We start from the raw sequence: 23,252 nt of genomic DNA on the forward strand, positions 1-23,252 counted from the left end.
TAAGTTTTCGTGACATGTAATACGCCGCTAGTACCCATTCTGGTGCGACTAAAATCACCTTATCGACTCTTACTGGCAGCCACTCCTGCCCTTCAACCCAGAAGAAATTGAACCCCCGACAATGCGTGGCGACAAACGTCGTGCCCATCAGAGACTCAGCATGGCCAGTAGGCTACAAAACGCTCAAGAGCGGATATTGCAGTCCTGTCCCTAAAAAAGTTTGGCGAAATAAGTCCGAATGGACGAAAACTGCTTATTTTCTCTGTTTTGCTCAAGAAACCTCAGCGAATTGGCATGTGCAGAACGGCACATCATCAAATATTTCCGGAATACAGAATTACTTCGGTAACACTGAAAGACACCCAACATGAGAAAAGCATCAACTGGAGAACTGCGCACAGAAAACCGCACACACCTTTCGGAGGAAAGGGAGATTTAACGGCAGTCCCTATCGGTGACAGGGAACTTAAGAACCGGGTGAAAATTTGTCACCAGGGGTTTTACCGATTACACAAACGATTTTGGACGGTATTTTGTACAAGCAATAAAAAAGGCCTAGGTGGAAAACACCTAAGCCTTTGATATATATGGAGCTGGCGATGGGACTCGAACCCGCGACCGGCTGATTACAAATCAGCTGCTCTACCAACTGAGCTACACCAGCAATTCATTCGCGCATTATACCTGTAATTTCGAACATTTCCAGCACTAAGTTCGGTCAACTCGCCGAATTGCAGTCACACCCCTTGAATACTGCTCAGCATACTGCCGATGTAATTGAGAGTTTCGTGCAGAAAAACGATTAGTTCATCAAGTTTATCCTGCACAAACACCAGAAAATGACTGTGGTTGAAGTTTTGATCTTGGTAAAAACTCAAACCGTTGTTAATGGTATTGGCCCCCATCAACAACATGATGAACGCCGCCGCTTTCAACATTAAACCGCGTAATTTCACACTCATTTTGCCGAAAGCGACGCTGATAAACAGCATCATCGGCAAAGTACCGGCGCCAAATGCCAACATCAACGCTCCACCCTCAAGCAAGGTAGCAGCCGTGGTGGCTTTCACAGCCATCGCAAACGTCAACATACAGGGCATCAAACCATTCAAGAGACCCGCGATAACCGAACCTAACAGCGGCCCTTTTTGATTCGCCGCAGCATAGCCTTTGCGCAACACTTGCATGGGAATCAAGCGTATCGAGCCTTGCCAAGGTATCCAGCCCAATACCCCCAGCGCCAACACAATTACGACAGTGCCCATCAACATTTGCAGGATGCTTTGAATTTTGCCGAACAAGCCGCTGGATACCAGCACTACGCCCAAAGAAGCAGCCAATACGCCGATCAGGGTATACACGGAAATACGAGCGGCTTGATAGGCAATATAAGGTAGATAACTGCGGCTTATCCCAGCTCGCATGAAGTAACCGGATACTAGCGCCCCGCACATCCCCAGACAGTGCCCGCTACCCAAGAATCCGGCAACGAACGCCAGGGAGTAATCGAATCCCGTGGCCGCAGCCATTTCGGTCATGCCGTGCATGGCATGATCCATACCTTCCATATTGTGTTCCATTTATTTGTTCAATCGAAGTGAATTGACGATGACAGACACCGAGCTCAAGGCCATCGCCGCGGAGGCTATCATCGGATTGAGTTTGCCCAACGCCGCCACCGGAATCGCTATGGTGTTGTAACCGAACGCCCAGAATAGATTTTGTTTAATAACGCGGATGGTAAATGCGCTCAGTTCGATAGTAGCGGTGACTTTGCCTATATCACCTTGCACCAGCGTCAGGTCCGCTGATTCGATGGCGATGTCGGTGCCGCTGCCTACTGCGAAGCCAACATTGGCGGCCGCTAGCGCCGGCGCATCATTGATACCATCGCCTATCATGCCGACGTTGTGCCCTTCATCCTGCAACTGGCGAATGATTTGCAGCTTTTGTTCGGGCTTGGCATTAGCGACCACATCGGCTATGCCGACTGTATCCGCGATGCGATACGCGGTTCTTTCGGTATCGCCAGTGACCATCATGGTTTTAATACCCAATTCGTGCAGCCGCGCAATAGCGGCTGCGGCTTCCGGGCGCGGATTGTCGGCAATCGCAAATATGGCCGCTTCCTTGCCGTTGATCGCCATATAAACTGGAGTTTGCCCTTGATCAGCAAAATTATCGGCCTGCTCCACTAATCGACTCACGTCAACTTGCTGATTCTCCAGCCAAGCCCGGTTGCCCAGCAATAATTTATAACCGTCCACCTCGGCGCGAATACCGTGACCGGTTTCGCTATAAAAATAGGCGCAATCCTGTAACTCGACACCCGCGTCGCGGGCATAGGCCACCACGGCTTTGCCGAGAAAATGCTCGGAGTTGTTTTCGGCGGATGCCGCCAACATGATTACCTTGTTTTCAGCCAGACGAGATAATTTATAGACCTTGCTTACCCGGGGTTTGCCCTCGGTGATGGTGCCGGTCTTATCGAAGACGATGGCGTTCAGTTTACTGGCTATTTCCAGACTTTCGCCGTTGCGGATATACACGCCCTGCTTAGCGGCTTGACCCGTGCCGACCATGATCGCCGCCGGCGTCGCCAGACCCAACGCGCAAGGACAAGCAATCAACAAAACGGTGATGGCATTGCCGAAAGCAAACGCAAATGGGGCGCCAGCCAGCAGCCACCCTACCAGCGTTGCACCGGAAATCGCCATCACCGCCGGCACAAACACCGCCGAGATTTTATCGACCTGCTTTTGAATCGGCAGCTTGGCCGCCTGGGCTTGATCGACCATATGCACAATGCCGGCCAGCACGGTGTCCATGCCTATCGCCGTGGCCTTGATATGCAATACGCCATTGCCGTTGACACAACCGCCGACCACGGAGTGACCGACACTTTTCACCACCGGCATGCTTTCGCCGGTGATCATTGCCTCATCAACCGTAGAAAGACCGGATACCACCACGCCGTCGGTGGGAATTTTTTCACCCGGCCTGACCAGCATCACATCGTCGATCTTAATTTCGTCTACATCGATGCTGCGCTCGCTGCCGTCGCTCATCAACAAGGTCGCTGTTTGCGGTTGCAGATCGACCAACTTGCGAATCGCTTCGCCGGCCTTGCCTCTGGCCCGCTCCTCCAGATAACGCCCCAACAGCACAAAAGTAATGATAGCTGCGGCGGCTTCGAAATACACATGGCCGCGCCGTCTGAATAGAGACGGAATGCTGTAGCCGTAAGCGGAACCCACGCCCAGCGCGATCAAGCTATCCATGTTAGCCGCGCGTTGTTTGGCCAGCCGATACGCCTTGCTGAAAAACTGCCAGCCTGTGCCAAATACTACCTGCGTGGTCAGCGCAAACTGCAACCAATGCATCCAGGTTCGGCCGCCCATCATCATGGCTATCGTCACCACGGGTGTGGTTAACAGCCCTGCCCATACAAATCGACGCCGGGCTACGTCAATTCGTTGCAACTCCTTTTCGATGAGCTTCTTCCGCTGCGACAGCGTGTCGATAGGCATGGCGCTGTATCCCAGCTTTTCGATTTTATCGATCACCTCCGCCTTGCTGATCTGGCCCTGCACCGTGACGGTTTCAGTGGCAAAATTAACGCCGGCTTTTTTAACCCGTTCGTCGCGGTTCAAGACCATTTCGATCAAAAGCGCGCAGGATGCGCAACTCATGCCTTGCACGGCCAAATCAACTTCTTGCAACGGCCCGTCGAATGCTTTTTTCTTGTCCTTTTTTAACTCAGTCTGCTTTAACGCGATATTACCCAACACCGCGTCCAACATGATCAGCAAGTTTTTCGCCGGCAAAAGGCTGGAATCGAATTCGATGACTACCGAACCGATTTCAAACACCGAGCGCACACTTTTGATTTCCGGGCGCTTTTTCAGCAAGATTTCCAAAATATAGCCGCGCTCTGGGTCGTTAAGCAACACCGGCGTAATGATCCGGATTCGATTTTTTAGCTGATGTCGAACGGAAAAATGCGCGTAATTTAGAATATCGGTTTCCATGGGCGACTGAGGATTTGATGGACTAGCGAGCCCATCCTATGGAAATCATAGGATGGGCGTTGACAATCTCTACTTGGGCCGGCGCGAACGTACTAATAAGAAAAACATATAAAACAGCGCCATCCACTCGTAACGATGCACAATTGGTTTGACTAACCACTCTTGCGTGATGCGGGTCCAGTGGGTTTTGATCAAATACAAGACCAGCACATCGTTCAAGAAATCTATCGTGGCTTTCTCGGGATCTTTAAACAGGGCTTTCGGGCCTTTGGTACTGACTTTGCCGATAATTTTGGCCGCCTGCACCGTTTCCTTGCCGGCTTGATATTTCTTACTAAACCAGCCACCAATCCGGGTGCCTTTCAAGCGCTTTTTAATGCCGAGAACAGACTTTTTAGCCTTCTCCGCTAGCGGCTTACTGTCGAAATAACCTTGCTGTTCCAGCTCGGCAAGAATTTGAAACAGCTGTGCCGCCAAACTGGTAAAGCCACAGACAGCCCCATCGTATCGGATTGATAATTTGCCCTGCCCGCGATAAAGGTTCACTGATTGGACGCCATTAATTGCGGCAAGCTTGGTGCTGATTAAGTTCGCCGCAGTCGGTTGACAAGCTTGCGCGGGTACCTGAAAACGCACATGACCGTCATGGCGGTAACGTAGTACAAATTCTTTTTGGATAGCCATAGTCAACAGGGAAAAGTAAAACGGGCGGTCCTGCCATGGCAACGACCACCCGTTTCAAGTTACAGCCAAATGTCCAAGAATCGAACGGGATTAATTGCCTTCTTTCGCTTCGGCAACGATGTCTTCGAGGTTTTCTTTTTGATGCAATACAAAATCCTTGCCGGCATCAATCGTTTTTGTGGCGCTGGAAATAATTTCCTTTCTGTATTTGTACACAAAATAGCCCGCCACCATGCCTGCACCGAACACCAACAGAGGGTGTTTCGCTAATTTAGTCATCAATTTTCCTCCAGTGTTTACAGTTGCAGTGGCTAGTGTACCAGCCACCACCTGCTTAGTCATGGATGAATCGTTCGAGCTCTTCTTTGGGTTGTGAACATGTGCCATATGCGTCCTCGTTGCTGTTTAAGACTGGGGCTGGGTTGAATCGTCGGCGTCTTCAGGTAAAACCTGTGCCTCGTGCAACATTTGATAGATTCCCTTGCAGCCCTCGCAGCAAAAGCGCTTGTCGCCTTGCAGGGTTTTTAATCTAAACCCTTCCACTTCAACAGCTAGCCCGCAAAGATCGCAGCTTTTCTTATTATCATCCATTGTTACACGAACTCACTTATTACCTGTGCACATGTGCGGATTATAGCGCCTAAATAACCTTGGTAAACACGGCACGAGCGAAAACAAAATCATACGCTGACAAGGCCAGCGCAAGCAGGAAATGATCGATCACTCTGAAGCTGACCAATCAATACATCCGCTGAGGTAGCGACTGCGATCATCGTTTGCCGTGCGCCGCTCGACTGGATGCCTTCATCAAAGCAATTCTCAGTGCGCCAGTCAAACTCGCGCTCAAACCAAGGCGCATCGCCAAGGCTGGCACCAAAATCATAGAGGCCACCGCCAAACCTGCCCCCAACATCAAGCCGGCTGTATTGATTTGCTGTGCCACGACTTCTTGATTTACAACGATTAATTCTTGAGCCATTTAGATACCTCACGCAGAATAAATTTAAAATCCACCGGAGCTAAACAGCATAAAGAATGCCAAAATATAATCGTTTGATTATATTGACCAAAAGTAAATGCCTTATAAAAAACCAGAAAAAATCAGGGAAATGCCTCGTTATTTTTAAGTTATTTAACATAGTTTTTGCAAAGGGCATTCAAAAAAAATCCCCAGCCTTGTATCTGAATACGATTCAAAAAACTGGGGATTTATTGACTCTCTAGCGCTCGCAAACTGCAAACATTAGCGTGCCGGAACTATTCCTGATCGAGACCAAACGCTTTGTGTAACGCACGCACCGCCAGTTCCAGGTACTTCTCGTCGACCACCACGGAAATTTTGATTTCGGATGTAGAAATCATTTGGATATTGATACCCTCGTCGGCCAGCACTTTAAACATCGTGCTGGCAATACCGGCATGCGAACGCATACCAACGCCGACAATCGACACTTTGACGATACTGTTATCGCCAATCACCGTGGTATTGCCGCCCAGGTCGGCGCGCAAACCTTCCAATACCTTTTGTGCGCGCGCGAAGTCGTTACGGTTGACGGTAAAGGTAAAATCCGTGGTGCCATGCGCGGAGATGTTCTGCACAATCATATCCACTTCGATATTCTCGGCGGCAATCGGCCCCAGGATTTTCGACGCCACGCCCGGCAGATCAGGCACGCCGGTCAAGGTCAACTTGGCCTCGTCCCGGTTAAACGCGATGCCTGAAATTAACGCTCTTTCCATTTCTGATTCCTCGTAGGTAATTAAGGTGCCGTTGCCTTCCATGAACGAAGACAACACGCGCAATTTGACATTGTATTTGCCGGCGAACTCGACCGAACGGATTTGCAAGACTTTGGAGCCGAGGCTGGCCATTTCCAGCATTTCTTCAAACGTGATGCGATCCAGGCGGCGGGCTTTCGGCACCACGCGCGGGTCGGTTGTATACACACCATCCACATCTGTGTAGATATGACATTCATCGGCCTTCAAAGCAGCAGCTAATGCCACACCGGTAGTATCCGAGCCGCCGCGACCCAAGGTCGTGATGTTGCCATGCTCGTCCACGCCCTGAAAACCGGCGACAACAACAACCCGGCCGGCGTCGAGATCAGCACGCATATTGGCTTCGTCGATCTCCCGAATCCTCGCCTTGGTGTGCGCGCTATCGGTCAGAATGCGCACTTGGGCGCCGGTGTAGGAGCGCGCCTCGCAACCGAGCTGGTGCAAGGCCATCGACAGCAAAGCAATGGTGACTTGCTCGCCGGTGGACAGCAACACGTCCAGTTCCCGGTCGGTCGGCTGCGGCTGCAACTCTTTTGCCAAGGCCACCAGACGATTGGTTTCGCCGCTCATCGCCGACACCACCACCACAATCTGATCGCCCGCATCGCGGGCTTTTTTGACTTTCTCGGCGACCGCCTTGATACGTTCCACCGTACCAACGGAAGTGCCACCAAATTTATAGACGTACAATGCCATGCTCTTTTAGACCTTCTCGGCTGTTAGGCTTATATAGTTGTGTCGCTATCGCGACGGGTATTTTAATGTCGGTTCTCGGACCGACGGCCGAGATACTTTCTTTTGCGTCGCCAAAAGAAAGTATCCAAAGAAAAGGCGACCCGGATGCCGCTTATTTCCTCCGCTCCTCGCTTTTGACAGGGGTTGACGAAAGGGGCTTCCTGCCCCTTCGGCAACGCGATGCATCCCTGCATCGCCCCTTCGGGCTATTCCCGCCAAAAGCTCCGGTGCTCGGCGCGGCATACGGGACAAAAACCATCCAGGCATTTATTGAAAAACCTATAATATTTCTTTCGCGTTAATCAGCCGATTTCCTAGAGATGTTACATATGACAAATGTAACAAGAAAAATTTGCACCAAGTTATTTATAAAAGACATAAGTAACAAATAGAACGGCAAAGAATTGCTATTTGGAGAAAATCCGTAAACCGATAACGAAGCAGTGATTAATAAACAAATTATCGAAAAATAATAGGTAAAGAAAAACGTATCGAGGTATCCATTTCTTTTATAAGCCTCAAAATTAGGCGATTTCGTGAAAACAAATAAAATAGTAATTACAGTCGCTAGAAAACCAAGCATTGTGTAAGAAAAACCAGCAATCATATTAGCCAGATCTTTCTTGTTTTCGGATAACAACCAAGGAGAAATCCAGTGAAGCTCAGTCGTTTTCTTGTAGATCAGATAAAGCACTGGACCAGGAACCAGCATCGCAAAACTTAGAAATAGATTCAACATTACCTTGCTTGATCGCTTCATCCTGCTCATGTTCGATCACCTTCTTTTTGAGAACTGAATTGTTGGTAATTTTCTCCCTAATCTTTGTAGCAATTTCTCTCTCATCCCGCGTGTTGATATTGTCTGCTACTATCCCATTGCCAGCCAGATATAAATCAATCAAGGATGGGTGAAGATCATCTTTTGCGCGAACAACAAGCTTCTCAAGACCTTCATCAGGAATTCTTGCCATCATTTTTTTGACAGCTTTTCCGATATCCTTTCTAGCTTTAGGTTTGATCACAATTTCTAAACTATCAACATCTTCAAACTCATCAGCGCTACCTCCAAGGTAATTGGCGATATCATCAAAAAAATCATTCGATTTATTTATCTGAATCGTCGATTTCCCAATAAAAGGCATAGACATAGCTTCTGCTTTCGTGGCTTGGTGAAGAAATGGTATTAAGTTAAATTGATATTCCGTAATTCCTATCGACGACAAAACGTCATTTATGAAATTACCAAACGATGCAAGACGTGGCGCCATCGTTGTAGAAGCAAATCCAAGGTAGCTATCCATGACAAAAACGTAAGATGCAAAACCGAGCATCTCATCCTTATCAAGTACATCATAAATTTCACCCACACTAGTATCTTGCGAATTTATCTTTTTGATAACTTCTTTGCTTCGAGTCTGGATAAACAAATACAAGTCACCAGGCCCATGCAACAAAAAGATATGTTCTCCATTATGTGTAAATTTGTTTTTATAATTTGGATCTTTAAACTGACAAAAGGCTTGAATGAAGTTCTTAATAGGCATTCTGTATTTAACGCCAGTTTTTACCTCAGTAAAAACATATCCATAATAGCTCAGTTTCATGTCTGCTTTTTTATCCTAAAAGTTAAATAACCGCTTATCTATGACAGTTTTTGTTTACCCGTGCTGAATGCCGCTTCATAGGTTGGGGCGGGCTTTATCCCGTATGCCGCGCCGAGCACCGGAGCTTTTAACGGGAACAGCCCGCAGGGGCGATGCAGGGATGCATCGCGTTGACGAAGGGGCAGGAAGCCCCTTTCGGCAACCCCCGCCAAAAGCGAGGAGCGCAGGGAATAAGCGGCATCCGGGTCGCCTTTTCTTTGGATACTTTCTTTTGGCGACGCAAAAGAAAGTATCTCGGTCGTCGGTCCGAGAACCGACATTCAAATACCCGTCGCGATAGCGACACATTTAACCCAAATAGCTTTTAATAAATAAAAACTAAACAACCTCACCCTCTTCATACAAAGTCTCCGGCGCAATATCCGCCCCATTCGGCCAAGAAATACTCCAGCCGTCGACAAAAAACTTCTGAAAATATTGCTGATCTTTCAATGGCTCAAAAACCTCGCCATTCAGCCATTTCCAACAATCGGCAATTCGCTTTTCGCCATTGTCGAAAGTCAGCTTGATTTTATAACCGCTCAAATATTCGGCATCGACGACAACTGGCATGTATTGCATAGCTATTTACCACTCAATTTCTTGATAATAGTTTTCGCCAGATAATCATTAATTTCACTATGCCTTGGCACAGCTTGAGATTGCCGAGTTTCATCGTTGGTATACCAGTCATGATTACCACCATGTCTAGAAAGACGACACCCCATTTCTTCCAAGATTTTCAGCAAATCCCTTCTTTTCATCAAGCGACCTGCAAGGTCTCCACTTTGCGAATGAAAGGAATTTCTTGAGTTTCAAGATCCTTATACAAATCCAGCAAGTTTCCCTGTAATTCTTGTTTGGTTTCACCTTGTGTCAAATAATCAGGATATTCATTCAAAAAACCCAAATAAAAATCGCCGTCTTTCCAGCAAGTATATTCAATCGTTTTCATGGCCATCTCCCAACAAAAAGCTCAAACCACCCGCCGTAATAATTAATCCTAACCCAACCGCTCCCTCACCCACTCCGGCACCGCCGCCAATGCCGCCGGCAATCCAGCCGGATCATTACCTCCGGCCTGCGCCATGTCCGGCCGACCACCGCCTTTACCACCGACTTGGGTAGCGACGAAATTCACCAATTCGCCCGCTTTGACCTTGTCCATCGCATCCTTGGATACGCTGGCAATCAGACTGACTTTGTCACCGCTGACCGCCGCCAAGACCAAAGCTGCGCTGCCCAATTTGTTTTTCAACTGATCGGCCAAGTCGCGCAAGGCTTTTGGGTCGACGTCGTCCAATTTTACGGCCAGCACTTTCACGCCGTTGACATCGACGGCTTGGCTGGTCATTTCATCGCCGGCCGAGCTGGCCAGTTTGGCTTTGAGTTTTTCCAATTCTTTTTCCAGGCCGCGAGTTTTTTCCATCAGTTGATGGACTTTGTCAGCCGCTTTGTCCGGTGCGGCTTTCAGCAAGCCGGCGATGCTGAGCAAGGCTTTTTCGCGCTGGTCGATCCAATCCAAAGCGCCTTGACCGGTCACGGCTTCCAGACGTCTGACGCCTGCCGCGACGCCGGTTTCGCCGATGATTTTGAACAAGCCGATGTCGCCGGTACGTTGCACGTGGGTACCGCCGCAAAGCTCGGTGGAAAATTCGCCCATCGTCAGCACGCGCACTTCATCGCCGTATTTCTCGCCGAACAAGGCCATCGCGCCGGCTTTCACCGCATCATCCTTGGCCATGATTTCGGCGGCAACCGCGTTGTTTAAACGAATCTGTTCGTTGACCAAGCGTTCGACGGTGGCAACTTCCGCTGGCGTCATCGGTTCGAAATGGGAAAAGTCGAAACGCAAGCGTTCGGAATTGACCTGCGAACCTTTTTGCTGAACATGCTCGCCCAAGGTTGCCCGCAGCGCAGCGTGCAATAAGTGCGTCGCCGAGTGATTGCGTTCGGTGGCTTTGCGGATTTCGGCATCGACGCTGACTTCGCAAGCCAGGCCTTCGCTGAGCGTGCCGCGCAAAACCTTGCCTTTATGCAGGAACAATTTACCGCCCTGCTTTTGGGTATCGTGAACCTCGAACACCGCATCGCCGCATTCGATTCGGCCGGTATCGCCGACTTGGCCGCCGGACTCGGCATAGAATGGGGTTTGATCCAGAATCACCACGCCTTCGTCGCCGGCTTCCAACGCTTCGACCGGCTGGCCTTGCTTGAATAAGCCCAGAATCTGCACCGAACCGTCCAGATGGAAATAACCGGTAAATTCGGTGCTGCTGTCATGTTTGATGTCTTGATCGTAATCAGCCGCGAAACTACCGCCAGCCCTTGCGCGGTCGCGCTGCGCAGCCATTTCCACTTCAAAGCCGGCATGATCGACGCTGAGCTTATGTTCGCGGGCGAAGTCGGCGGTCAAATCCACCGGGAAGCCGTACGTGTCGTACAACAAAAACACCACATCGCCGGGAATGACATGGCCGTCCAGTTTGGCGACGCAGGCTTCCAGAATTTTCATGCCCTGTTCCAAGGTTTCCGCAAAGCGCTCTTCTTCTTTCTTCAATACCCGTTCGACTTGCTCCTGAGCCTTAGCCAATTCCGGATACGCCGCGCCCATTTCGGCGACCAGCGGCGCGACCAGTTTGTAGAAGAAGGTATCCTGAATACCCAAGCGGTAACCGTGACGAATCGCCCGGCGCACGATGCGACGCAAGACATAGCCCCGACCTTCGTTGGACGGCAACACACCATCGGCCACCAGGAAGGCGCAAGAACGAATGTGGTCGGCGATTACCCGCAGAGAGCTATTCGCCAAGTCGTTGGTACCGGCCAGTTGCGCGGCGACTTTTAACAAGTTTTGGAACAGGTCGATTTCGTAGTTGCTGTGCACGCCTTGCATCACCGCCGAAATCCGCTCCAGACCCATGCCGGTATCGACCGATGGCGCCGGCAGCGGCGTCAGATTGCCGTCCTTGTCCCGGTCGTATTGCATGAACACCAAGTTCCAGATTTCGATGTAACGGTCGCCGTCTTCATCCGGGCTACCGGGAGGGCCGCCAGCCACGTGTTCGCCATGATCGTAGAAAATCTCGGTACAAGGACCGCAGGGGCCAACATCGCCCATCGACCAGAAATTGTCCTTGGCGCCGATGCGTGAGAAGCGCTTGGGATCGTGTTTGACGTCTTCCAACCAGATCGCTTCGGCTTCGGAATCTTCATCAAATACCGTCACCCACAGCCTTTCTTTGGGAATGCCCAGCTCCTTGGTCAGGAAGTCCCAGGCAAAATGAATCGCATCGCGCTTGAAATAATCGCCGAAACTGAAATTACCGAGCATCTCGAAGAAGGTGTGATGGCGCGCCGTATAACCGACGTTTTCCAAATCGTTATGCTTGCCGCCGGCCCGCACGCAGCGTTGGCTGGTGGCGGCACGGGTGAAATCGAGCTTTTCCCGCCCCAGGAATACGTCTTTGAATTGCACCATCCCGGCGTTGGTAAACAACAAGGTCGGATCATTACCCGGCACCAGCGAACTGGAGGGACGCACGGCGTGGCCGTGTTGGCGAAAGAATTCCAAAAAGGCGGCCCGCAATTCGGCGCTAGTCATTTTTTTCATTGTGGTTACTTCAATGTTTTTCGTTTTAACAAATTGTTTGTAAGCATGTGCCGATGCCAGAGCTGCATCAATCGCGATCGATGCGCTTCACTTCGTTCAGCACATCCTACGGGCTCCGCGAATCCCAAAGCTATTAAAGTCAATCACCCCATCGCCTAATTCGCTCATTTTCCAAACGCGCTTTAATATTTATAGGGTCTTGCCGACAATCCATCACGGCATAAACAGAAACAAATTCATCATCGACAGTGTAATAAATCGCATACGGAAAGCTTCTTGCTAACAGCCGATGAAAGTCAGTAAACTTTTGGGGATGAATGCCGGCATAAAGAGCCAGCGAATCAATATCCGCATAAAGAGAGTCCAAAAAATAACGGCCGACGCCCTCTTGTTGCCGCTCGTAAAACTCAAAGCCATCCAGCAAATCAAATTTCGCGCTGTCAAAAATTCGAATTTTCATCGAATCCTATCTTGAATTTCCCGCTTTGCTGCTTCCCAATCCGTAAAACCAATCTCACCCGACTCCGCCAGGCGCTTTCTTTCCGCCAACAAATGACCATGCCAATCAGGTGATGAATAGTCAGCTGCTCGAGTGGATAAATCGTTCCATAGCTCTTCCATCATGCCAATTTTCTCGGCAACCGACATTTCTTTTAGCGGCAGTGTAACTTTCATAAATTCGCTCCCGAAAGGCCTAGCAGGAAACCGAGGCGGATCGCGGAATGCACGATTGGGTCCGCCAAATGCCAACTTAGTTTACTTTGCATGCGTATTGGCATCCGCTCTAGCCAATTTTATTTTCAATTCCGCAAACAAGCGCTTGATCATCTCGCCGCTAAAACCCCGTTGTTGCAGGAAGCGACTGCGCTTCAACCATTCGTTTTGGGTCAGCAATTTTTCGTCGTCGTATTTACGCGAATACACATCCAGCAGCACATTTTGCCAGCCGCCTTGCGCCTCGGCCTGTGCATCCAGATCGGCATCATTGATACCGCGCTGTTGCAGTTCATAGCGAATTCGCATCGGACCATAGCCATTCTGGATACGTTGTCGGACATAGGCTTCGGCATAGCGTGCATCGTTTTGCCAGTTCTGCTCGGCTATCTGATCGATAACCGGTTCAACGTCTTCGCGGTCAAAACCGCGCAAGGCCAATTTATCCAGCAGTTCCCGGCGGCTATGTTCGCGCCGGGCCAACAACCTCAGGCAAATGGCTTCGATCTGTTGCCGGCGCTCAATCGCCGTCAACAAACTCGGCGTCGTCGTCTTCACTGACTGCAGCCGGCGCGTTCGCTAATTTGGCAAAGGCTTTCTCACGAATCGCTTTTTCCAATTCGGCGGCCTTATCCGGGTTATCGCGCAAAAACTGCTTGGCGTTGTCCTTGCCTTGGCCGATTTTCTCGTTGTTGTAGGCGTACCAGGAACCGGACTTTTGGACGAAGCCAAATTCCACACCTAAATCCACCAGTTCGCCGAAGAAGGACACGCCTTCGCCATACAGAATTTCGAAATCGGCTTGCTTGAACGGCGGAGCCACTTTGTTTTTGACCACTTTGACGCGGGTCTCGTTACCGATCACCTCGTCGCCTTTCTTGATCGCGCCGATGCGGCGAATATCCAGTCGCACCGAGGCATAAAACTTCAGCGCATTACCTCCGGTGGTAGTTTCCGGGTTGCCGAACATCACGCCGATTTTCATCCGCAACTGGTTGATGAAAATCACCAAGGTATTCGAGCGTTTGATATTGGCGGTCAGTTTGCGCAAGGCTTGCGACATCAAGCGGGCTTGCAAACCCATGTGCGAGTCGCCCATGTCGCCTTCGATTTCGGCCTTGGGTGTTAAAGCGGCCACCGAGTCGACCACCACGATGTCGACCGCACCGGAGCGCACCAGCATATCGGTGATCTCCAGGGCTTGTTCGCCGGTATCCGGCTGCGAAACCAACAAATCGTCGATATTGACGCCGATTTTTTGCGCATAGATCGGATCCAGCGCGTGTTCGGCATCGACGAATGCCGCCGTGCCACCCAACTTTTGCATCTGGGCGATGGTTTGCAGCGTCAAGGTGGTTTTACCGGACGACTCAGGCCCGTAAATTTCGATAATCCGGCCGCGCGGCAACCCGCCGACACCCAACGCAATATCCAAGGATAGCGAGCCGGTCGATACGACTTCGATGTCGCGGCTGGCGGCGACATCGCCCATCCGCATCACGGAGCCCTTGCCGAATTGTTTTTCGATCTGCATCAACGCGGCGCCCAGCGCCTTTTTCTTGTTTTCGTCCATTTTAGTACCTGCTGTTGTCTGGCCGGTGAAAGCCGCGCATTATCCCATAGACCCTGGCTGTGAAACAGTTTTAATCGTTCTGCAAAGCCTAGAAAAAACCGGCAGCAAGTTGCGGGTTGAAAGGAAAATACAGGTGCAGGTAAGAGGCTTGCAGCGAGCCACTACGAAAAAATCCTTCGCCGTGGCCAAAGCTGCGTTGCGCCGTGGAGATAGCGCACGGCTCCAGCGTGGTTTCCAGCTTGGAAAAATGAAAGCTGTGACCGCGAATCTCGCCCTGCGCCAGTTGCAGGCTATGCATGCCCAAATTGGCCAAACGGGTTTGCATGACTGCGCAGCCGGGTAACAAGCCTACCATCGCCGCGCACAGACCGTCTTTATCAACCAGACTATCCAGCAAATACAAGAAGCCGCCGCATTCGGCATAGATGGCTTTACCGGCTTGATGATGCGTGGTTAAAGCCTGCTTCATCGCTAAATTGTCGGCCAAAACTTGCAAATGCAGCTCGGGATAGCCGCCAGGTAAATAAACGCTATCGGCCTCCGGCAAGGCACTATCGACCAACGGCGAAAAGAATAATAGCTCCGCACCCATAGCTCGCAAACAATCCAGATTGGCTTGATAGATAAACGAAAATGCCGAGTCGCGCGCCACCGCGATGCGTTTACCCAACAACAAGCGTGGCGGCGGATCGGTGGAAACGGAGGCAAAGGCGACTGGCTCGGGTAACACACAGGGCGTGAAACTATTTAATAATTCCGCGGCCCGCGCCAACCGGGTATCCAGATCACCAATTTCGTCGGCCTGCAGCAAGCCCAAATGCCGGGAATGTAAGCCGACTGCCTCGTCTCGACTCATCGCCGCCAACAAGGGCATGCCGGCTGGCAAGGCTTCTCGCAGCATCCTGGCGTGACCCGCGCTACCGACTTTATTGGCGATCACGCCCGCGAACGCCAAATCCGGCCGATAGTTCGCCAAACCGAATGCGACTGCGGCAAAGGTTTGCGCCATGCCCTGGGCGTCGATCACCGCCGCCACCGGCACCGCCAAGGCTTGGGCCAGATCAGCACTACTGCTGTCGCCATCGAATAAACCCATCACGCCTTCGATCAAGATCAGATCGGCTTCGCCGGCGGCGCGGTACAGCAGTTCGCGGCAATGCGCCTCGCCCATCATCCATAAATCCAGCTGATAAACGGGCTGCCCGCTGGCGTAAGCCAAAATCTGCGGATCGATGAAATCCGGGCCGGTCTTGAATACCCGAACCCGACGGCCTTGCTGTCTATGGTAATAAGCCAGCGCGGCGGTGACGGTCGTTTTGCCTTGCCCGGAAGCCGGGGCGCTGATTAACATGGCCGGACAACTGCGCGGGTTGGTCGTCATGGATGAAACGGGAGAAACAGTCAAAATATCAGTCCTTTTGGTAAAACCACATTTGATAAACACTCATTAATATTTGGACGCCCATCGATAAGCCCATCAACGCACCGCTAAGCACTACCACATAGGCAAATTCGGAAATATGCTTGGTGACAAACCAGGACACCACGTCCAATAGCATTGCAAAAAACGGAATCACCAGCGCCACCCGCTTGACGTAGATATTCATATCGCAGAGCAGAAAAATTTTGCCAATGAAAAACAGGATGAAGGCAATGCCGAATAAATGAATATGCGACACCCTGACCAGCGCCGGCGTCGACGCCCCGCCTTTATGCGCCACTTCCGCGACACCTTCGTAATGCGTCAGATTGGGCAGGCTCGGGTTGGCGGCGGGGTTATGACAGTGGATACAGTCGCGGTTCAAAATCGGCGCAATTCTTTGCTCGTAAGCAGGCTGCTCCGCGCCATCCTGGATCCATTTCAAGATCACTTCCTTATCGCTTTTGTACTTCAGATTGGGCTCCATGATGCCGTTGATCGCCGCGCCCAGCCGCGACTGGGTGGTCGAACCGTGATACATGATGACAATGTCGTCTATCGACAAACCGCGCTTGCCGTCGCGGCCTTGATGGGTGTAATACAAATTCACCAGGGCCATCAGATAACCGAGACCTATGGTCAACAGGAACACGGTGTTTAATATTTTCTCACTGGTGGAAATATCTCGAAAACGGCGATATTGCTTCGGCATAGGCAATTTAGAAAAAGGCAAAGTGGGCACGATCCATGGCGCTAGACTGGTGCTGCGGAAGCTTCCGGCAAGCCAAATCGGCTCCCCAGCGGCTCAATGGCATCAAACTGCTTTTAGAATAATCGATATGCAAATATTGATCTATGCCAAGTTCGCGGAAAAATCCTACCGGCGATTTTTATTTTTATCGCATAATCGACCATGGTTAAGCGCCAAGAGTGCTTCAAGCTCTCAGAACAGCACGTTCTGGTTTTGAATGAATTTTTCCAACGTCCACGTTTGCTAATACCGCAAAAACAACGATGAAACCATCCCCAGCGCTTTAAGTCATTGGGGGATCCAACACAGCAGGAGAACATATGCGTACTTTATTACTTTCCTTACTTGCCGCTACCACCTTTTACAGCAGCTTATCAACCGCTCAAGCCCAAGATTCCGCTAGCGTGGCAATCCCGGATAAAGTCAGGGCCAATATTTTGAAACGACACCCGCAAGCGCAGGACCTGAAAGCGACTCAGGAAACCCACTTTGGTCAACAGCTACTGGAAGTCAGCTTTAAGGATACGGAAGACGAATTGAAGCATGAGTTATTTAGAACCGACGGCGCGTTGTTTGCGAACGAAATCCTGCTGGACAACGGTCTAGAAATATCACCTGACGTGACCAAAGTGCTGGCCGATAACTTCCCCGGCTATAAGCTGCATAAGGCGGAATTGGTGATTAATCCGAACGGCGTGGGCGAAGAATACGAATTGTTTATTGAGGTGGGTGGCAGCAAATGGAAGGTGGCGGTCAACGACAAGGGCAAAATCACGGATAAAGATGCTTATTAATAGCTGTCTCCCCAGGCACTTAATGCTAAGAATCTTAGAATTTCCTGCCTGTTAACCGGACACTTAAATTTCCCTGCTCCGTCATTCCCGCGTAAGCGGGAATCCATCTTGAAAACTCGGCCTTAGCATAAGCGTGAGCGACTTTATTGAGGGCCGGTTTAATAAATCCGGCCATACTTGAGTGGTTTTCTTACTGCCTGAGTAGGCTGCTTGAGAGTGTCCTGAATTTTGCCCAATAGCTTTGCCCGTATAGACACTCGGGGAACGCGGACGGGTAAAGCGCGTCGCTAGCCGTTTAATCTGACGCCTGGATTCGAACCCCAAGTTTCAGGAAATTCCCTATTTTCCGCCCCACCTCGCTAGTCTTACAATATTGGTATGACTCAAAATAATTCTTCCGTCAGCAAACTGTTTCCCGGGTTTTCAGACGCCGATAGCTTACAGATAAGCCACGCGCTGAAGCTGGTCGAGCAACTTTCGGCAAACTGCAAGGACACTCTCCGCCCCAAAGGCGTCGATGTCGCCTCAATTTTAATGAGTGTGCATATCGATCTGGAAACTATTCTGGCGGCGCTGCTCAGCGATTCACGTGTTGCCGGGAAACTCAGCGACTCGACAATACGCGAGCAATTCGGACCGGTAGTCGCCGACTTGGTTAAAGACGTGAGTTGGTTGAATAATGTCAGCATTTACAGTACCGACATGGCAAACCAGCCCAATCAAGCCGAGATATTGCGACGCATGCTGCTGGCAATGACCCATGACGTGCGGGCGGTGCTGATTAAATTGGCTTTTCGTATTCAGCGGCTGCGCGGACTCCAACACGAGCAAGACAATATCCGCCGCTTCATTGCCAGGGAAACCCTGGATATTTATGCGCCACTCGCCAATCGCCTGGGTATTAATCAATTCAAATGGGAATTGGAAGACCTGGCGTTTCGTTATGCCGATCCTGAGCATTACCGCTTTGTCACCGACTCATTGGCTGTCAATCGGGAACAACGCCAAGCCTTTATTGAGCGGTTTTTAGCGGCACTTCAAGACCGTTTAAACCAGGAAGGCATACAGGCCAAGGTCTACGGTAGGCCCAAGCATATCTATAGCATCTGGAACAAGATGCGCCGCAAGCAACTGGCGATAAACGAACTGTACGACTTATTGGCAGTGCGCGTGGTGGTGGACAGTTTGTCGGCCTGCTACATGGTGCTAGGCTTGGCGCACAGCCATTGGCAGCATATTCCGCGGGAATTCGACGATTACATCGCCAACCCTAAGGAAAACGGCTATCAGTCCCTGCATACCGTAGTTTTGGATGAAGACGGCAACCGTATCGAAATTCAAATCCGTACCAAAGCCATGCACGACTTTGCAGAGCTGGGTGTGGCAGCGCACTGGCGTTATAAAGAGGGCAGCAAGTTCAACGCCGCCACCGAGAAGAACATCGCCTCGCTCCGACAACTGCTGGAAGACAAAGATAACACTGACGGCTTGCTGGAAAACTTTCATACCGAGCTGTTCTCCGACCGGGTATTCGTGCTGACCCCTGCCGGCAAATTGATCGACCTGGTCAAGGGCGCTACGCCACTGGATTTTGCTTATGCGATCCATACCGAGGTGGGTCATAGCTGCCGCGGCGCCAAAGTTAATGGCCAGATCAAGCCCTTAACTTACAAGCTGTGCTCTGGGGAGCAAGTGGAAATCATCACGGTCAAGAATGGTCAGCCCAATCACAACTGGCTAAATCCCAACCTCGGTTACCTAAAAACCCCGCGAGCCATCAGCAAGGTAAAAAGCTGGTTCAAACAACAACAGCAAGCCGAAAATATTGCGGCCGGCAAATTGCTGCTGGATAAGGAAAGCAAGCGGCTAGGCTTGAAAACCGTCGATATCAACGAATTGTTAAGGCATTTTAAATTCGCGGATACAGAACATTTTTATGAAGCGCTAGGCCACGGCGACATCAACAACCGACAATTGGCCGGTGCGCTGAAAATTCCGGAATTGGAGCCTACGCCGATTAAGTTGGTGCCAAGCAAATCCTCGACGCAATCAGCGATTACTATCGATGATATTGATAATGTAGTGACCACGCTGGCCCATTGCTGCTCACCGGTAAAGGGTGACGAGATTATCGGCTTTATCTCGCATAAACGCGGTATCACTATTCATCGCCGTGACTGCGAGAATATTCGGCATCTGTCGCCCGAGCAGCAATTGCAATTGTTGAAAGCCGATTGGAGCGGTCAACAAACTGTACATCACAGCGTACCGATTTTGATTCATGCCTTTAACGCGCAAAATTTGTTGAACGACGTTTCTCAGGTATTAGCCGCCGGGAAAGTACATATCAGCAACGCCTCATTGAAGACCCACGACGATTTGTCCGCGATTCTGAATATGACAATTCAAATCGAAAATACCGAGCAACTTAGTTTGGTGCTGGCACGTATCAGCCATTTGCCAAATATTATTGAAGTGAGAAGGAAAGTCTGACGCGCCCTGTATCAGCACTAATTCAACTATCCGGGAGACTTTTTTAGCGGCTCGGCAGAGGATTCATGCTAACATAGGCGTTTTAAATTTAGAGCTTTGACTATGGCAAAAGAAGATCAGATTGAAATGGATGGCAAGGTTATCGATACCCTGCCCAACACTATGTTTCGCGTCGAATTGGAAAATGGTCACATCGTTACCGCCCACATCTCCGGCAAAATGCGCAAACACTACATCCGCATCCTGACTGGCGATAAAGTCCGCGTAGAAATGACACCTTACGACTTGACCAAAGGCCGCATTACTTTCCGCAATCGCTAACCCTCCCCCGGGAAAGCGATTGCTTCCCTCGCTTTATACTACTTGATTCAATTCCGAAACGATTAGTTGTTTGCTCTCGATGGCAAAAGCCAACGCATCGTTCTCGACATGCACTCGCACGTGACCGCCATTCGCTAAACGACCGAACAATAAATCTTCTGCCAGCGGTTTTTTGATCTTTTCCTGAATCAATCGCGCCATTGGCCGCGCCCCCATTTTTGGATCGCAACCATGTTCGGCCAGCCACGCTCTCGCCGCAGGCTCTAAAGTCAATGTGACATTTTTGTCCGCCAATATGGCTTCCAGCTCGAAAATAAACTTATCGACCACACTGCCCACCACCGCCAAATCCAGCGGTTTGAATTGCACAATTGCGTCCAGACGATTTCTAAATTCCGGCGAAAACCCTCGCTCGATCACTTTCATACTATCGGAAGCATGATTTTGCTGGGTAAAGCCGATAGATGCCCGGCTGCTTTCTTCCGCGCCGGCATTGGTCGTCATGATCAAAATGATATTTCTAAAATCCGCTTTGCGACCGTTGTTGTCGGTCAATGTGCCGTGATCCATCACCTGCAGTAAAAGGTTGAACACATCCGGGTGCGCTTTTTCCAACTCGTCCAGCAACAACACAGCATGCGGATGTTTGGTCACCGCTTCGGTCAGCAATCCGCCCTGATCGAACCCGACATACCCCGGAGGCGCGCCGATCAAGCGTGATACAGTATGCCGCTCCATGTACTCAGACATATCGAAGCGAATCAACTCTATGCCCAATACTTTGGCTAGCTGCCGAGTCACTTCCGTTTTACCGACACCAGTAGGACCGGCAAACAGGAACGAACCGATCGTTTTAGTGGTATCGCGCAAACCCGCTCGCGATAGCTTAATTGCCGACGCCAGCTCTGAAATGGCTTCGTCTTGGCCAAACACCAGCATCTTCAGGTTTTTTTCCAAGCTCGACAATTTATCAATGTCGTTTGACGATACCGATTGTGCCGGCACCCTGGCAATTTTGGCGACGATTTCTTCTATCTCGGCAGTATCGATCAGATCCTTGCGATCAATACCGGCAAACAATCGCTGCCTGGCCCCGGCTTCGTCGATCACATCAATGGCTTTGTCAGGCAAATGCCTGTCTGTGATATAGCGCGCTGATAATTCCACCGCCAGTCGCAATGCTTCTTGGGTGTATTTCAGGCCATGATGCTCTTCAAAGCGCGACTTCAAGCCCTTCAATATTAATACAGTATCTTCTATTGATGGCTCTATCACATCGATTTTCTGAAAGCGCCGCGCTAAAGCGTGGTCTTTTTCGAAAATACCCCGATATTCTTGATACGTAGTAGACCCAATGCACCGCAACTGTCCGGACGCCAACACCGGCTTGATCAAGTTAGAGGCATCCATCACCCCACCGGAAGCGGAACCCGCACCAATAATGGTATGAATTTCGTCAATAAATAAAATCGAGTCCGGTTCTTTTTTGAGCTGGCTAATTAAAGCCTTGAGTCGTTTTTCAAAGTCGCCGCGATACTTGGTACCCGCCACCAGTGCACCCATATCTAGTGAATAAATCACACTATTCAACAAAATATCCGGCACTTGTTCTTCAACAATTCGTTTCGCCAAACCTTCAGCTATAGCGGTTTTACCGACACCAGCCTCCCCTACCAATAGCGGATTATTTTTGCGGCGGCGGCAAAGCACCTGAATGGTTCTTTCCACTTCCAGCTCGCGGCCGATTAAAGGATCGATGTTGCCTTTCAGGGCTTCTTCGTTCAAGTTGGTTGCGTATTTTTCCAATGGGCTGGACAAAGCTTCATTGCTGCCGCGCTCGGATTCTGATTCTTCGTTATTTTCTTTTCTGAACTGCTCGATTTTGGAAACCCCGTGCGCCAGATAATTGACCACATCCAAACGAGTGATGTCTTGTTTGTTCAACAGATAAACCGCGTGCGAATCCTGTTCACTAAACAAGGCAACAAATAAGTTCGCGCCGGTGACTTCTTTTTTGTCGGAAGCCTGGACATGAAATACGGCGCGCTGTAAAACACGCTGAAAACCCAAAGTGGGTTGCGTTTCGCGCTGTATACCTTCCGGAATCAAGGAAATGGTTTCATCTATAAATCGGGTTAGTTCGGCCCGCAATGCATTAACATTGCAGCCGCAAGCGATCAAAATCGGTATCGTCGTGACATTGTCCAACAAGGCCAGCAACAAATGCTCGACCGTGATGAATTCGTGTCTTTTGGCATGAGCTCCGGTAAAAGCAGCATTCAATGTCACTTCAAGTTCTTTACTTAGCATGGTTACCCCTCACGCCTCTTCCATCGTGCACATCAGCGGGTGATGGTGCTCACGGGAATATTCATTAACAATATGTACTTTGGTTTCAGCCACGTCTTTGGTGTAGGTACCACAAACGCCGACACCCTGCGTATGCACTTGCAACATCACCTGCGTTGCTTTCTCTTGGCTCATGTTAAAAAAATCAGTCAATATTTCGACGACAAAATCCATCGGCGTAAAGTCGTCATTAAGCAACATAACCTTATACAGTGGCGGTCTTTTCAGCTGCGGTTTGGCTTCTTGCAGCGCGGTGTTACCGTCACCATCTTTCAAGGGTTCAAAATCTGACATAATCTTTGATGCTGTGAATCATTGTGGTCTTAAAAATAGCGTCTTAAACATTAAA

Annotated in this window: 25 protein-coding genes and 1 tRNA gene; 4 read left to right on the forward strand and 22 right to left on the reverse strand. The window is 50.2% G+C overall.

Features of this window, described 5'->3' with window-relative positions:
• Positions 1–588: 588 nt before the first annotated feature.
• From ACH5Y9_RS13675 to ACH5Y9_RS13710, 8 genes are all read right to left on the reverse strand, one after another.
• Positions 589–664 (reverse strand) — tRNA-Thr (locus ACH5Y9_RS13675).
• A gap of 73 nt (positions 665–737) precedes the next feature.
• Complete coding sequence (locus ACH5Y9_RS13680; RefSeq protein ID WP_445366456.1) at positions 738–1,580, reverse strand: sulfite exporter TauE/SafE family protein; 843 nt, start codon at positions 1,578–1,580, stop codon at positions 738–740.
• On the reverse strand, positions 1,581–4,031 hold the full coding sequence (locus ACH5Y9_RS13685; RefSeq protein ID WP_445366457.1) for a heavy metal translocating P-type ATPase: 2,451 nt from the start codon (positions 4,029–4,031) through the stop codon (positions 1,581–1,583).
• Positions 4,032–4,100: 69 nt separating this feature from the next.
• Positions 4,101–4,715, reverse strand: a complete 615-nt coding sequence (locus tag ACH5Y9_RS13690; RefSeq protein WP_445366458.1) for a hypothetical protein — start codon at positions 4,713–4,715, stop codon at positions 4,101–4,103.
• Between the two features lie 90 nt (positions 4,716–4,805).
• Positions 4,806–5,057: a hypothetical protein gene (locus tag ACH5Y9_RS13695; protein WP_225587427.1), complete on the reverse strand. Its 252-nt coding sequence runs from the start codon at positions 5,055–5,057 to the stop codon at positions 4,806–4,808.
• A 63-nt stretch (positions 5,058–5,120) separates the two neighbouring features.
• The gene (locus ACH5Y9_RS13700) at positions 5,121–5,306 is read right to left on the reverse strand and encodes a heavy metal translocating P-type ATPase metal-binding domain-containing protein (RefSeq protein ID WP_033157280.1); all 186 of its coding nucleotides are present in this window, start codon (positions 5,304–5,306) and stop codon (positions 5,121–5,123) included.
• A 178-nt stretch (positions 5,307–5,484) separates the two neighbouring features.
• Positions 5,485–5,694, reverse strand: coding sequence for a hypothetical protein (locus ACH5Y9_RS13705; protein ID WP_064009365.1), 210 nt, complete (start codon positions 5,692–5,694; stop codon positions 5,485–5,487).
• 278 nt (positions 5,695–5,972) lie between these two features.
• Positions 5,973–7,193 carry an aspartate kinase gene (locus ACH5Y9_RS13710; protein ID WP_415878787.1) on the reverse strand — a complete coding sequence of 407 codons (1,221 nt, stop codon included), beginning with the start codon at positions 7,191–7,193 and terminating at the stop codon, positions 5,973–5,975.
• Positions 7,194–7,258: 65 nt separating this feature from the next.
• Here ACH5Y9_RS13710 and ACH5Y9_RS13715 point away from each other — a divergent pair, with 65 nt between their 5' ends.
• Positions 7,259–7,534, forward strand: coding sequence for a hypothetical protein (locus ACH5Y9_RS13715; protein ID WP_445366459.1), 276 nt, complete (start codon positions 7,259–7,261; stop codon positions 7,532–7,534).
• A 360-nt stretch (positions 7,535–7,894) separates the two neighbouring features.
• On the opposite strand, the gene ACH5Y9_RS13720 is transcribed toward ACH5Y9_RS13715, so the two are convergent.
• From ACH5Y9_RS13720 to ACH5Y9_RS13775, 12 genes are all read right to left on the reverse strand, one after another.
• Positions 7,895–8,836 (reverse strand): hypothetical protein, encoded by a 942-nt coding sequence (locus ACH5Y9_RS13720; protein ID WP_445366460.1) that lies wholly within the window; start codon positions 8,834–8,836, stop codon positions 7,895–7,897.
• Positions 8,837–8,874: 38 nt separating this feature from the next.
• The gene (locus ACH5Y9_RS13725) at positions 8,875–9,156 is read right to left on the reverse strand and encodes a hypothetical protein (RefSeq protein ID WP_445366461.1); all 282 of its coding nucleotides are present in this window, start codon (positions 9,154–9,156) and stop codon (positions 8,875–8,877) included.
• A gap of 58 nt (positions 9,157–9,214) precedes the next feature.
• The gene (locus tag ACH5Y9_RS13730; RefSeq protein ID WP_319960656.1) at positions 9,215–9,457 is read right to left on the reverse strand and encodes a DUF2442 domain-containing protein; all 243 of its coding nucleotides are present in this window, start codon (positions 9,455–9,457) and stop codon (positions 9,215–9,217) included.
• Positions 9,458–9,459: 2 nt separating this feature from the next.
• Complete coding sequence (locus ACH5Y9_RS13735; RefSeq protein ID WP_319960657.1) at positions 9,460–9,639, reverse strand: type II toxin-antitoxin system HicA family toxin; 180 nt, start codon at positions 9,637–9,639, stop codon at positions 9,460–9,462.
• The gene (locus ACH5Y9_RS13740; protein ID WP_319960658.1) at positions 9,639–9,830 is read right to left on the reverse strand and encodes a type II toxin-antitoxin system HicB family antitoxin; all 192 of its coding nucleotides are present in this window, start codon (positions 9,828–9,830) and stop codon (positions 9,639–9,641) included. The genes ACH5Y9_RS13735 and ACH5Y9_RS13740 overlap by 1 nt, the downstream gene beginning before the upstream one ends.
• Before the next feature lie 48 nt (positions 9,831–9,878).
• The gene (gene alaS, locus ACH5Y9_RS13745; protein ID WP_445366462.1) at positions 9,879–12,488 is read right to left on the reverse strand and encodes an alanine--tRNA ligase; all 2,610 of its coding nucleotides are present in this window, start codon (positions 12,486–12,488) and stop codon (positions 9,879–9,881) included.
• 139 nt (positions 12,489–12,627) lie between these two features.
• Positions 12,628–12,948 carry a type II toxin-antitoxin system RelE/ParE family toxin gene (locus ACH5Y9_RS13750; RefSeq protein ID WP_445366463.1) on the reverse strand — a complete coding sequence of 107 codons (321 nt, stop codon included), beginning with the start codon at positions 12,946–12,948 and terminating at the stop codon, positions 12,628–12,630.
• Positions 12,945–13,163: an addiction module protein gene (locus tag ACH5Y9_RS13755; RefSeq protein ID WP_171694640.1), complete on the reverse strand. Its 219-nt coding sequence runs from the start codon at positions 13,161–13,163 to the stop codon at positions 12,945–12,947. Before ACH5Y9_RS13755 ends, ACH5Y9_RS13750 begins: the two co-directional genes overlap by 4 nt.
• Before the next feature lie 81 nt (positions 13,164–13,244).
• A complete protein-coding gene (locus ACH5Y9_RS13760; protein WP_445366464.1) occupies positions 13,245–13,760 on the reverse strand; it encodes a regulatory protein RecX in 516 nt (171 codons plus the stop codon).
• Positions 13,723–14,775 (reverse strand): recombinase RecA, encoded by a 1,053-nt coding sequence (recA, locus tag ACH5Y9_RS13765; RefSeq protein WP_319960662.1) that lies wholly within the window; start codon positions 14,773–14,775, stop codon positions 13,723–13,725. The genes ACH5Y9_RS13760 and recA overlap by 38 nt, the downstream gene beginning before the upstream one ends.
• An 88-nt stretch (positions 14,776–14,863) precedes the next feature.
• Positions 14,864–16,156 (reverse strand): cobyrinate a,c-diamide synthase, encoded by a 1,293-nt coding sequence (locus ACH5Y9_RS13770; protein WP_445366465.1) that lies wholly within the window; start codon positions 16,154–16,156, stop codon positions 14,864–14,866.
• 28 nt (positions 16,157–16,184) lie between these two features.
• A complete protein-coding gene (locus tag ACH5Y9_RS13775; RefSeq protein ID WP_445366466.1) occupies positions 16,185–16,907 on the reverse strand; it encodes a hypothetical protein in 723 nt (240 codons plus the stop codon).
• A 359-nt stretch (positions 16,908–17,266) separates the two neighbouring features.
• Here ACH5Y9_RS13775 and ACH5Y9_RS13780 point away from each other — a divergent pair, with 359 nt between their 5' ends.
• The 3 genes from ACH5Y9_RS13780 (at position 17,267) to infA (ending at position 20,554) form a co-directional block, all read left to right on the forward strand.
• Entirely contained in the window at positions 17,267–17,740 is a 474-nt protein-coding gene (locus ACH5Y9_RS13780; protein ID WP_033157264.1) for a hypothetical protein, read from the forward strand.
• A 378-nt stretch (positions 17,741–18,118) separates the two neighbouring features.
• Positions 18,119–20,233 carry a RelA/SpoT family protein gene (locus tag ACH5Y9_RS13785; protein ID WP_445366467.1) on the forward strand — a complete coding sequence of 705 codons (2,115 nt, stop codon included), beginning with the start codon at positions 18,119–18,121 and terminating at the stop codon, positions 20,231–20,233.
• Positions 20,234–20,335: 102 nt separating this feature from the next.
• Positions 20,336–20,554 carry a translation initiation factor IF-1 gene (infA, locus tag ACH5Y9_RS13790; RefSeq protein ID WP_013819653.1) on the forward strand — a complete coding sequence of 73 codons (219 nt, stop codon included), beginning with the start codon at positions 20,336–20,338 and terminating at the stop codon, positions 20,552–20,554.
• 33 nt (positions 20,555–20,587) lie between these two features.
• Here infA and clpA read toward each other — a convergent pair whose 3' ends face one another.
• Together clpA and clpS are read right to left on the reverse strand one after the other, a co-directional pair.
• Positions 20,588–22,864: an ATP-dependent Clp protease ATP-binding subunit ClpA gene (gene clpA, locus ACH5Y9_RS13795; protein WP_319960664.1), complete on the reverse strand. Its 2,277-nt coding sequence runs from the start codon at positions 22,862–22,864 to the stop codon at positions 20,588–20,590.
• 9 nt (positions 22,865–22,873) lie between these two features.
• Positions 22,874–23,197, reverse strand: coding sequence for an ATP-dependent Clp protease adapter ClpS (gene clpS / locus ACH5Y9_RS13800; protein WP_020482550.1), 324 nt, complete (start codon positions 23,195–23,197; stop codon positions 22,874–22,876).
• Positions 23,198–23,252 lie beyond the last annotated feature (55 nt).

The organism is Methylomonas sp. BW4-1 (assembly GCF_052474385.1).

What these genes read in the sequence shown, in the direction of transcription:
- ACH5Y9_RS13680 (WP_445366456.1), bottom strand. Translation starts at nt 1,580, where the DNA reads ATGGAACACAATATGGAAGGTATGGATCATGCCATGCACGGCATGACC.
- ACH5Y9_RS13685 (WP_445366457.1), bottom strand. Translation starts at nt 4,031, where the DNA reads ATGGAAACCGATATTCTAAATTACGCGCATTTTTCCGTTCGACATCAG.
- ACH5Y9_RS13690 (WP_445366458.1), bottom strand. Translation starts at nt 4,715, where the DNA reads ATGGCTATCCAAAAAGAATTTGTACTACGTTACCGCCATGACGGTCAT.
- ACH5Y9_RS13695 (WP_225587427.1), bottom strand. Translation starts at nt 5,057, where the DNA reads ATGACTAAGCAGGTGGTGGCTGGTACACTAGCCACTGCAACTGTAAAC.
- ACH5Y9_RS13700 (WP_033157280.1), bottom strand. Translation starts at nt 5,306, where the DNA reads ATGGATGATAATAAGAAAAGCTGCGATCTTTGCGGGCTAGCTGTTGAA.
- ACH5Y9_RS13705 (WP_064009365.1), bottom strand. Translation starts at nt 5,694, where the DNA reads ATGGCTCAAGAATTAATCGTTGTAAATCAAGAAGTCGTGGCACAGCAA.
- ACH5Y9_RS13710 (WP_415878787.1), bottom strand. Translation starts at nt 7,193, where the DNA reads ATGGCATTGTACGTCTATAAATTTGGTGGCACTTCCGTTGGTACGGTG.
- ACH5Y9_RS13715 (WP_445366459.1), top strand. Translation starts at nt 7,259, where the DNA reads ATGTCGGTTCTCGGACCGACGGCCGAGATACTTTCTTTTGCGTCGCCA.
- ACH5Y9_RS13720 (WP_445366460.1), bottom strand. Translation starts at nt 8,836, where the DNA reads ATGAAACTGAGCTATTATGGATATGTTTTTACTGAGGTAAAAACTGGC.
- ACH5Y9_RS13725 (WP_445366461.1), bottom strand. Translation starts at nt 9,156, where the DNA reads ATGTCGGTTCTCGGACCGACGACCGAGATACTTTCTTTTGCGTCGCCA.
- ACH5Y9_RS13730 (WP_319960656.1), bottom strand. Translation starts at nt 9,457, where the DNA reads ATGCAATACATGCCAGTTGTCGTCGATGCCGAATATTTGAGCGGTTAT.
- ACH5Y9_RS13735 (WP_319960657.1), bottom strand. Translation starts at nt 9,639, where the DNA reads ATGAAAAGAAGGGATTTGCTGAAAATCTTGGAAGAAATGGGGTGTCGT.
- ACH5Y9_RS13740 (WP_319960658.1), bottom strand. Translation starts at nt 9,830, where the DNA reads ATGAAAACGATTGAATATACTTGCTGGAAAGACGGCGATTTTTATTTG.
- alaS (WP_445366462.1), bottom strand. Translation starts at nt 12,488, where the DNA reads ATGAAAAAAATGACTAGCGCCGAATTGCGGGCCGCCTTTTTGGAATTC.
- ACH5Y9_RS13750 (WP_445366463.1), bottom strand. Translation starts at nt 12,948, where the DNA reads ATGAAAATTCGAATTTTTGACAGCGCGAAATTTGATTTGCTGGATGGC.
- ACH5Y9_RS13755 (WP_171694640.1), bottom strand. Translation starts at nt 13,163, where the DNA reads ATGAAAGTTACACTGCCGCTAAAAGAAATGTCGGTTGCCGAGAAAATT.
- recA (WP_319960662.1), bottom strand. Translation starts at nt 14,775, where the DNA reads ATGGACGAAAACAAGAAAAAGGCGCTGGGCGCCGCGTTGATGCAGATC.
- ACH5Y9_RS13770 (WP_445366465.1), bottom strand. Translation starts at nt 16,156, where the DNA reads ATGACGACCAACCCGCGCAGTTGTCCGGCCATGTTAATCAGCGCCCCG.
- ACH5Y9_RS13775 (WP_445366466.1), bottom strand. Translation starts at nt 16,907, where the DNA reads ATGCCGAAGCAATATCGCCGTTTTCGAGATATTTCCACCAGTGAGAAA.
- ACH5Y9_RS13780 (WP_033157264.1), top strand. Translation starts at nt 17,267, where the DNA reads ATGCGTACTTTATTACTTTCCTTACTTGCCGCTACCACCTTTTACAGC.
- ACH5Y9_RS13785 (WP_445366467.1), top strand. Translation starts at nt 18,119, where the DNA reads ATGACTCAAAATAATTCTTCCGTCAGCAAACTGTTTCCCGGGTTTTCA.
- infA (WP_013819653.1), top strand. Translation starts at nt 20,336, where the DNA reads ATGGCAAAAGAAGATCAGATTGAAATGGATGGCAAGGTTATCGATACC.
- clpA (WP_319960664.1), bottom strand. Translation starts at nt 22,864, where the DNA reads ATGCTAAGTAAAGAACTTGAAGTGACATTGAATGCTGCTTTTACCGGA.
- clpS (WP_020482550.1), bottom strand. Translation starts at nt 23,197, where the DNA reads ATGTCAGATTTTGAACCCTTGAAAGATGGTGACGGTAACACCGCGCTG.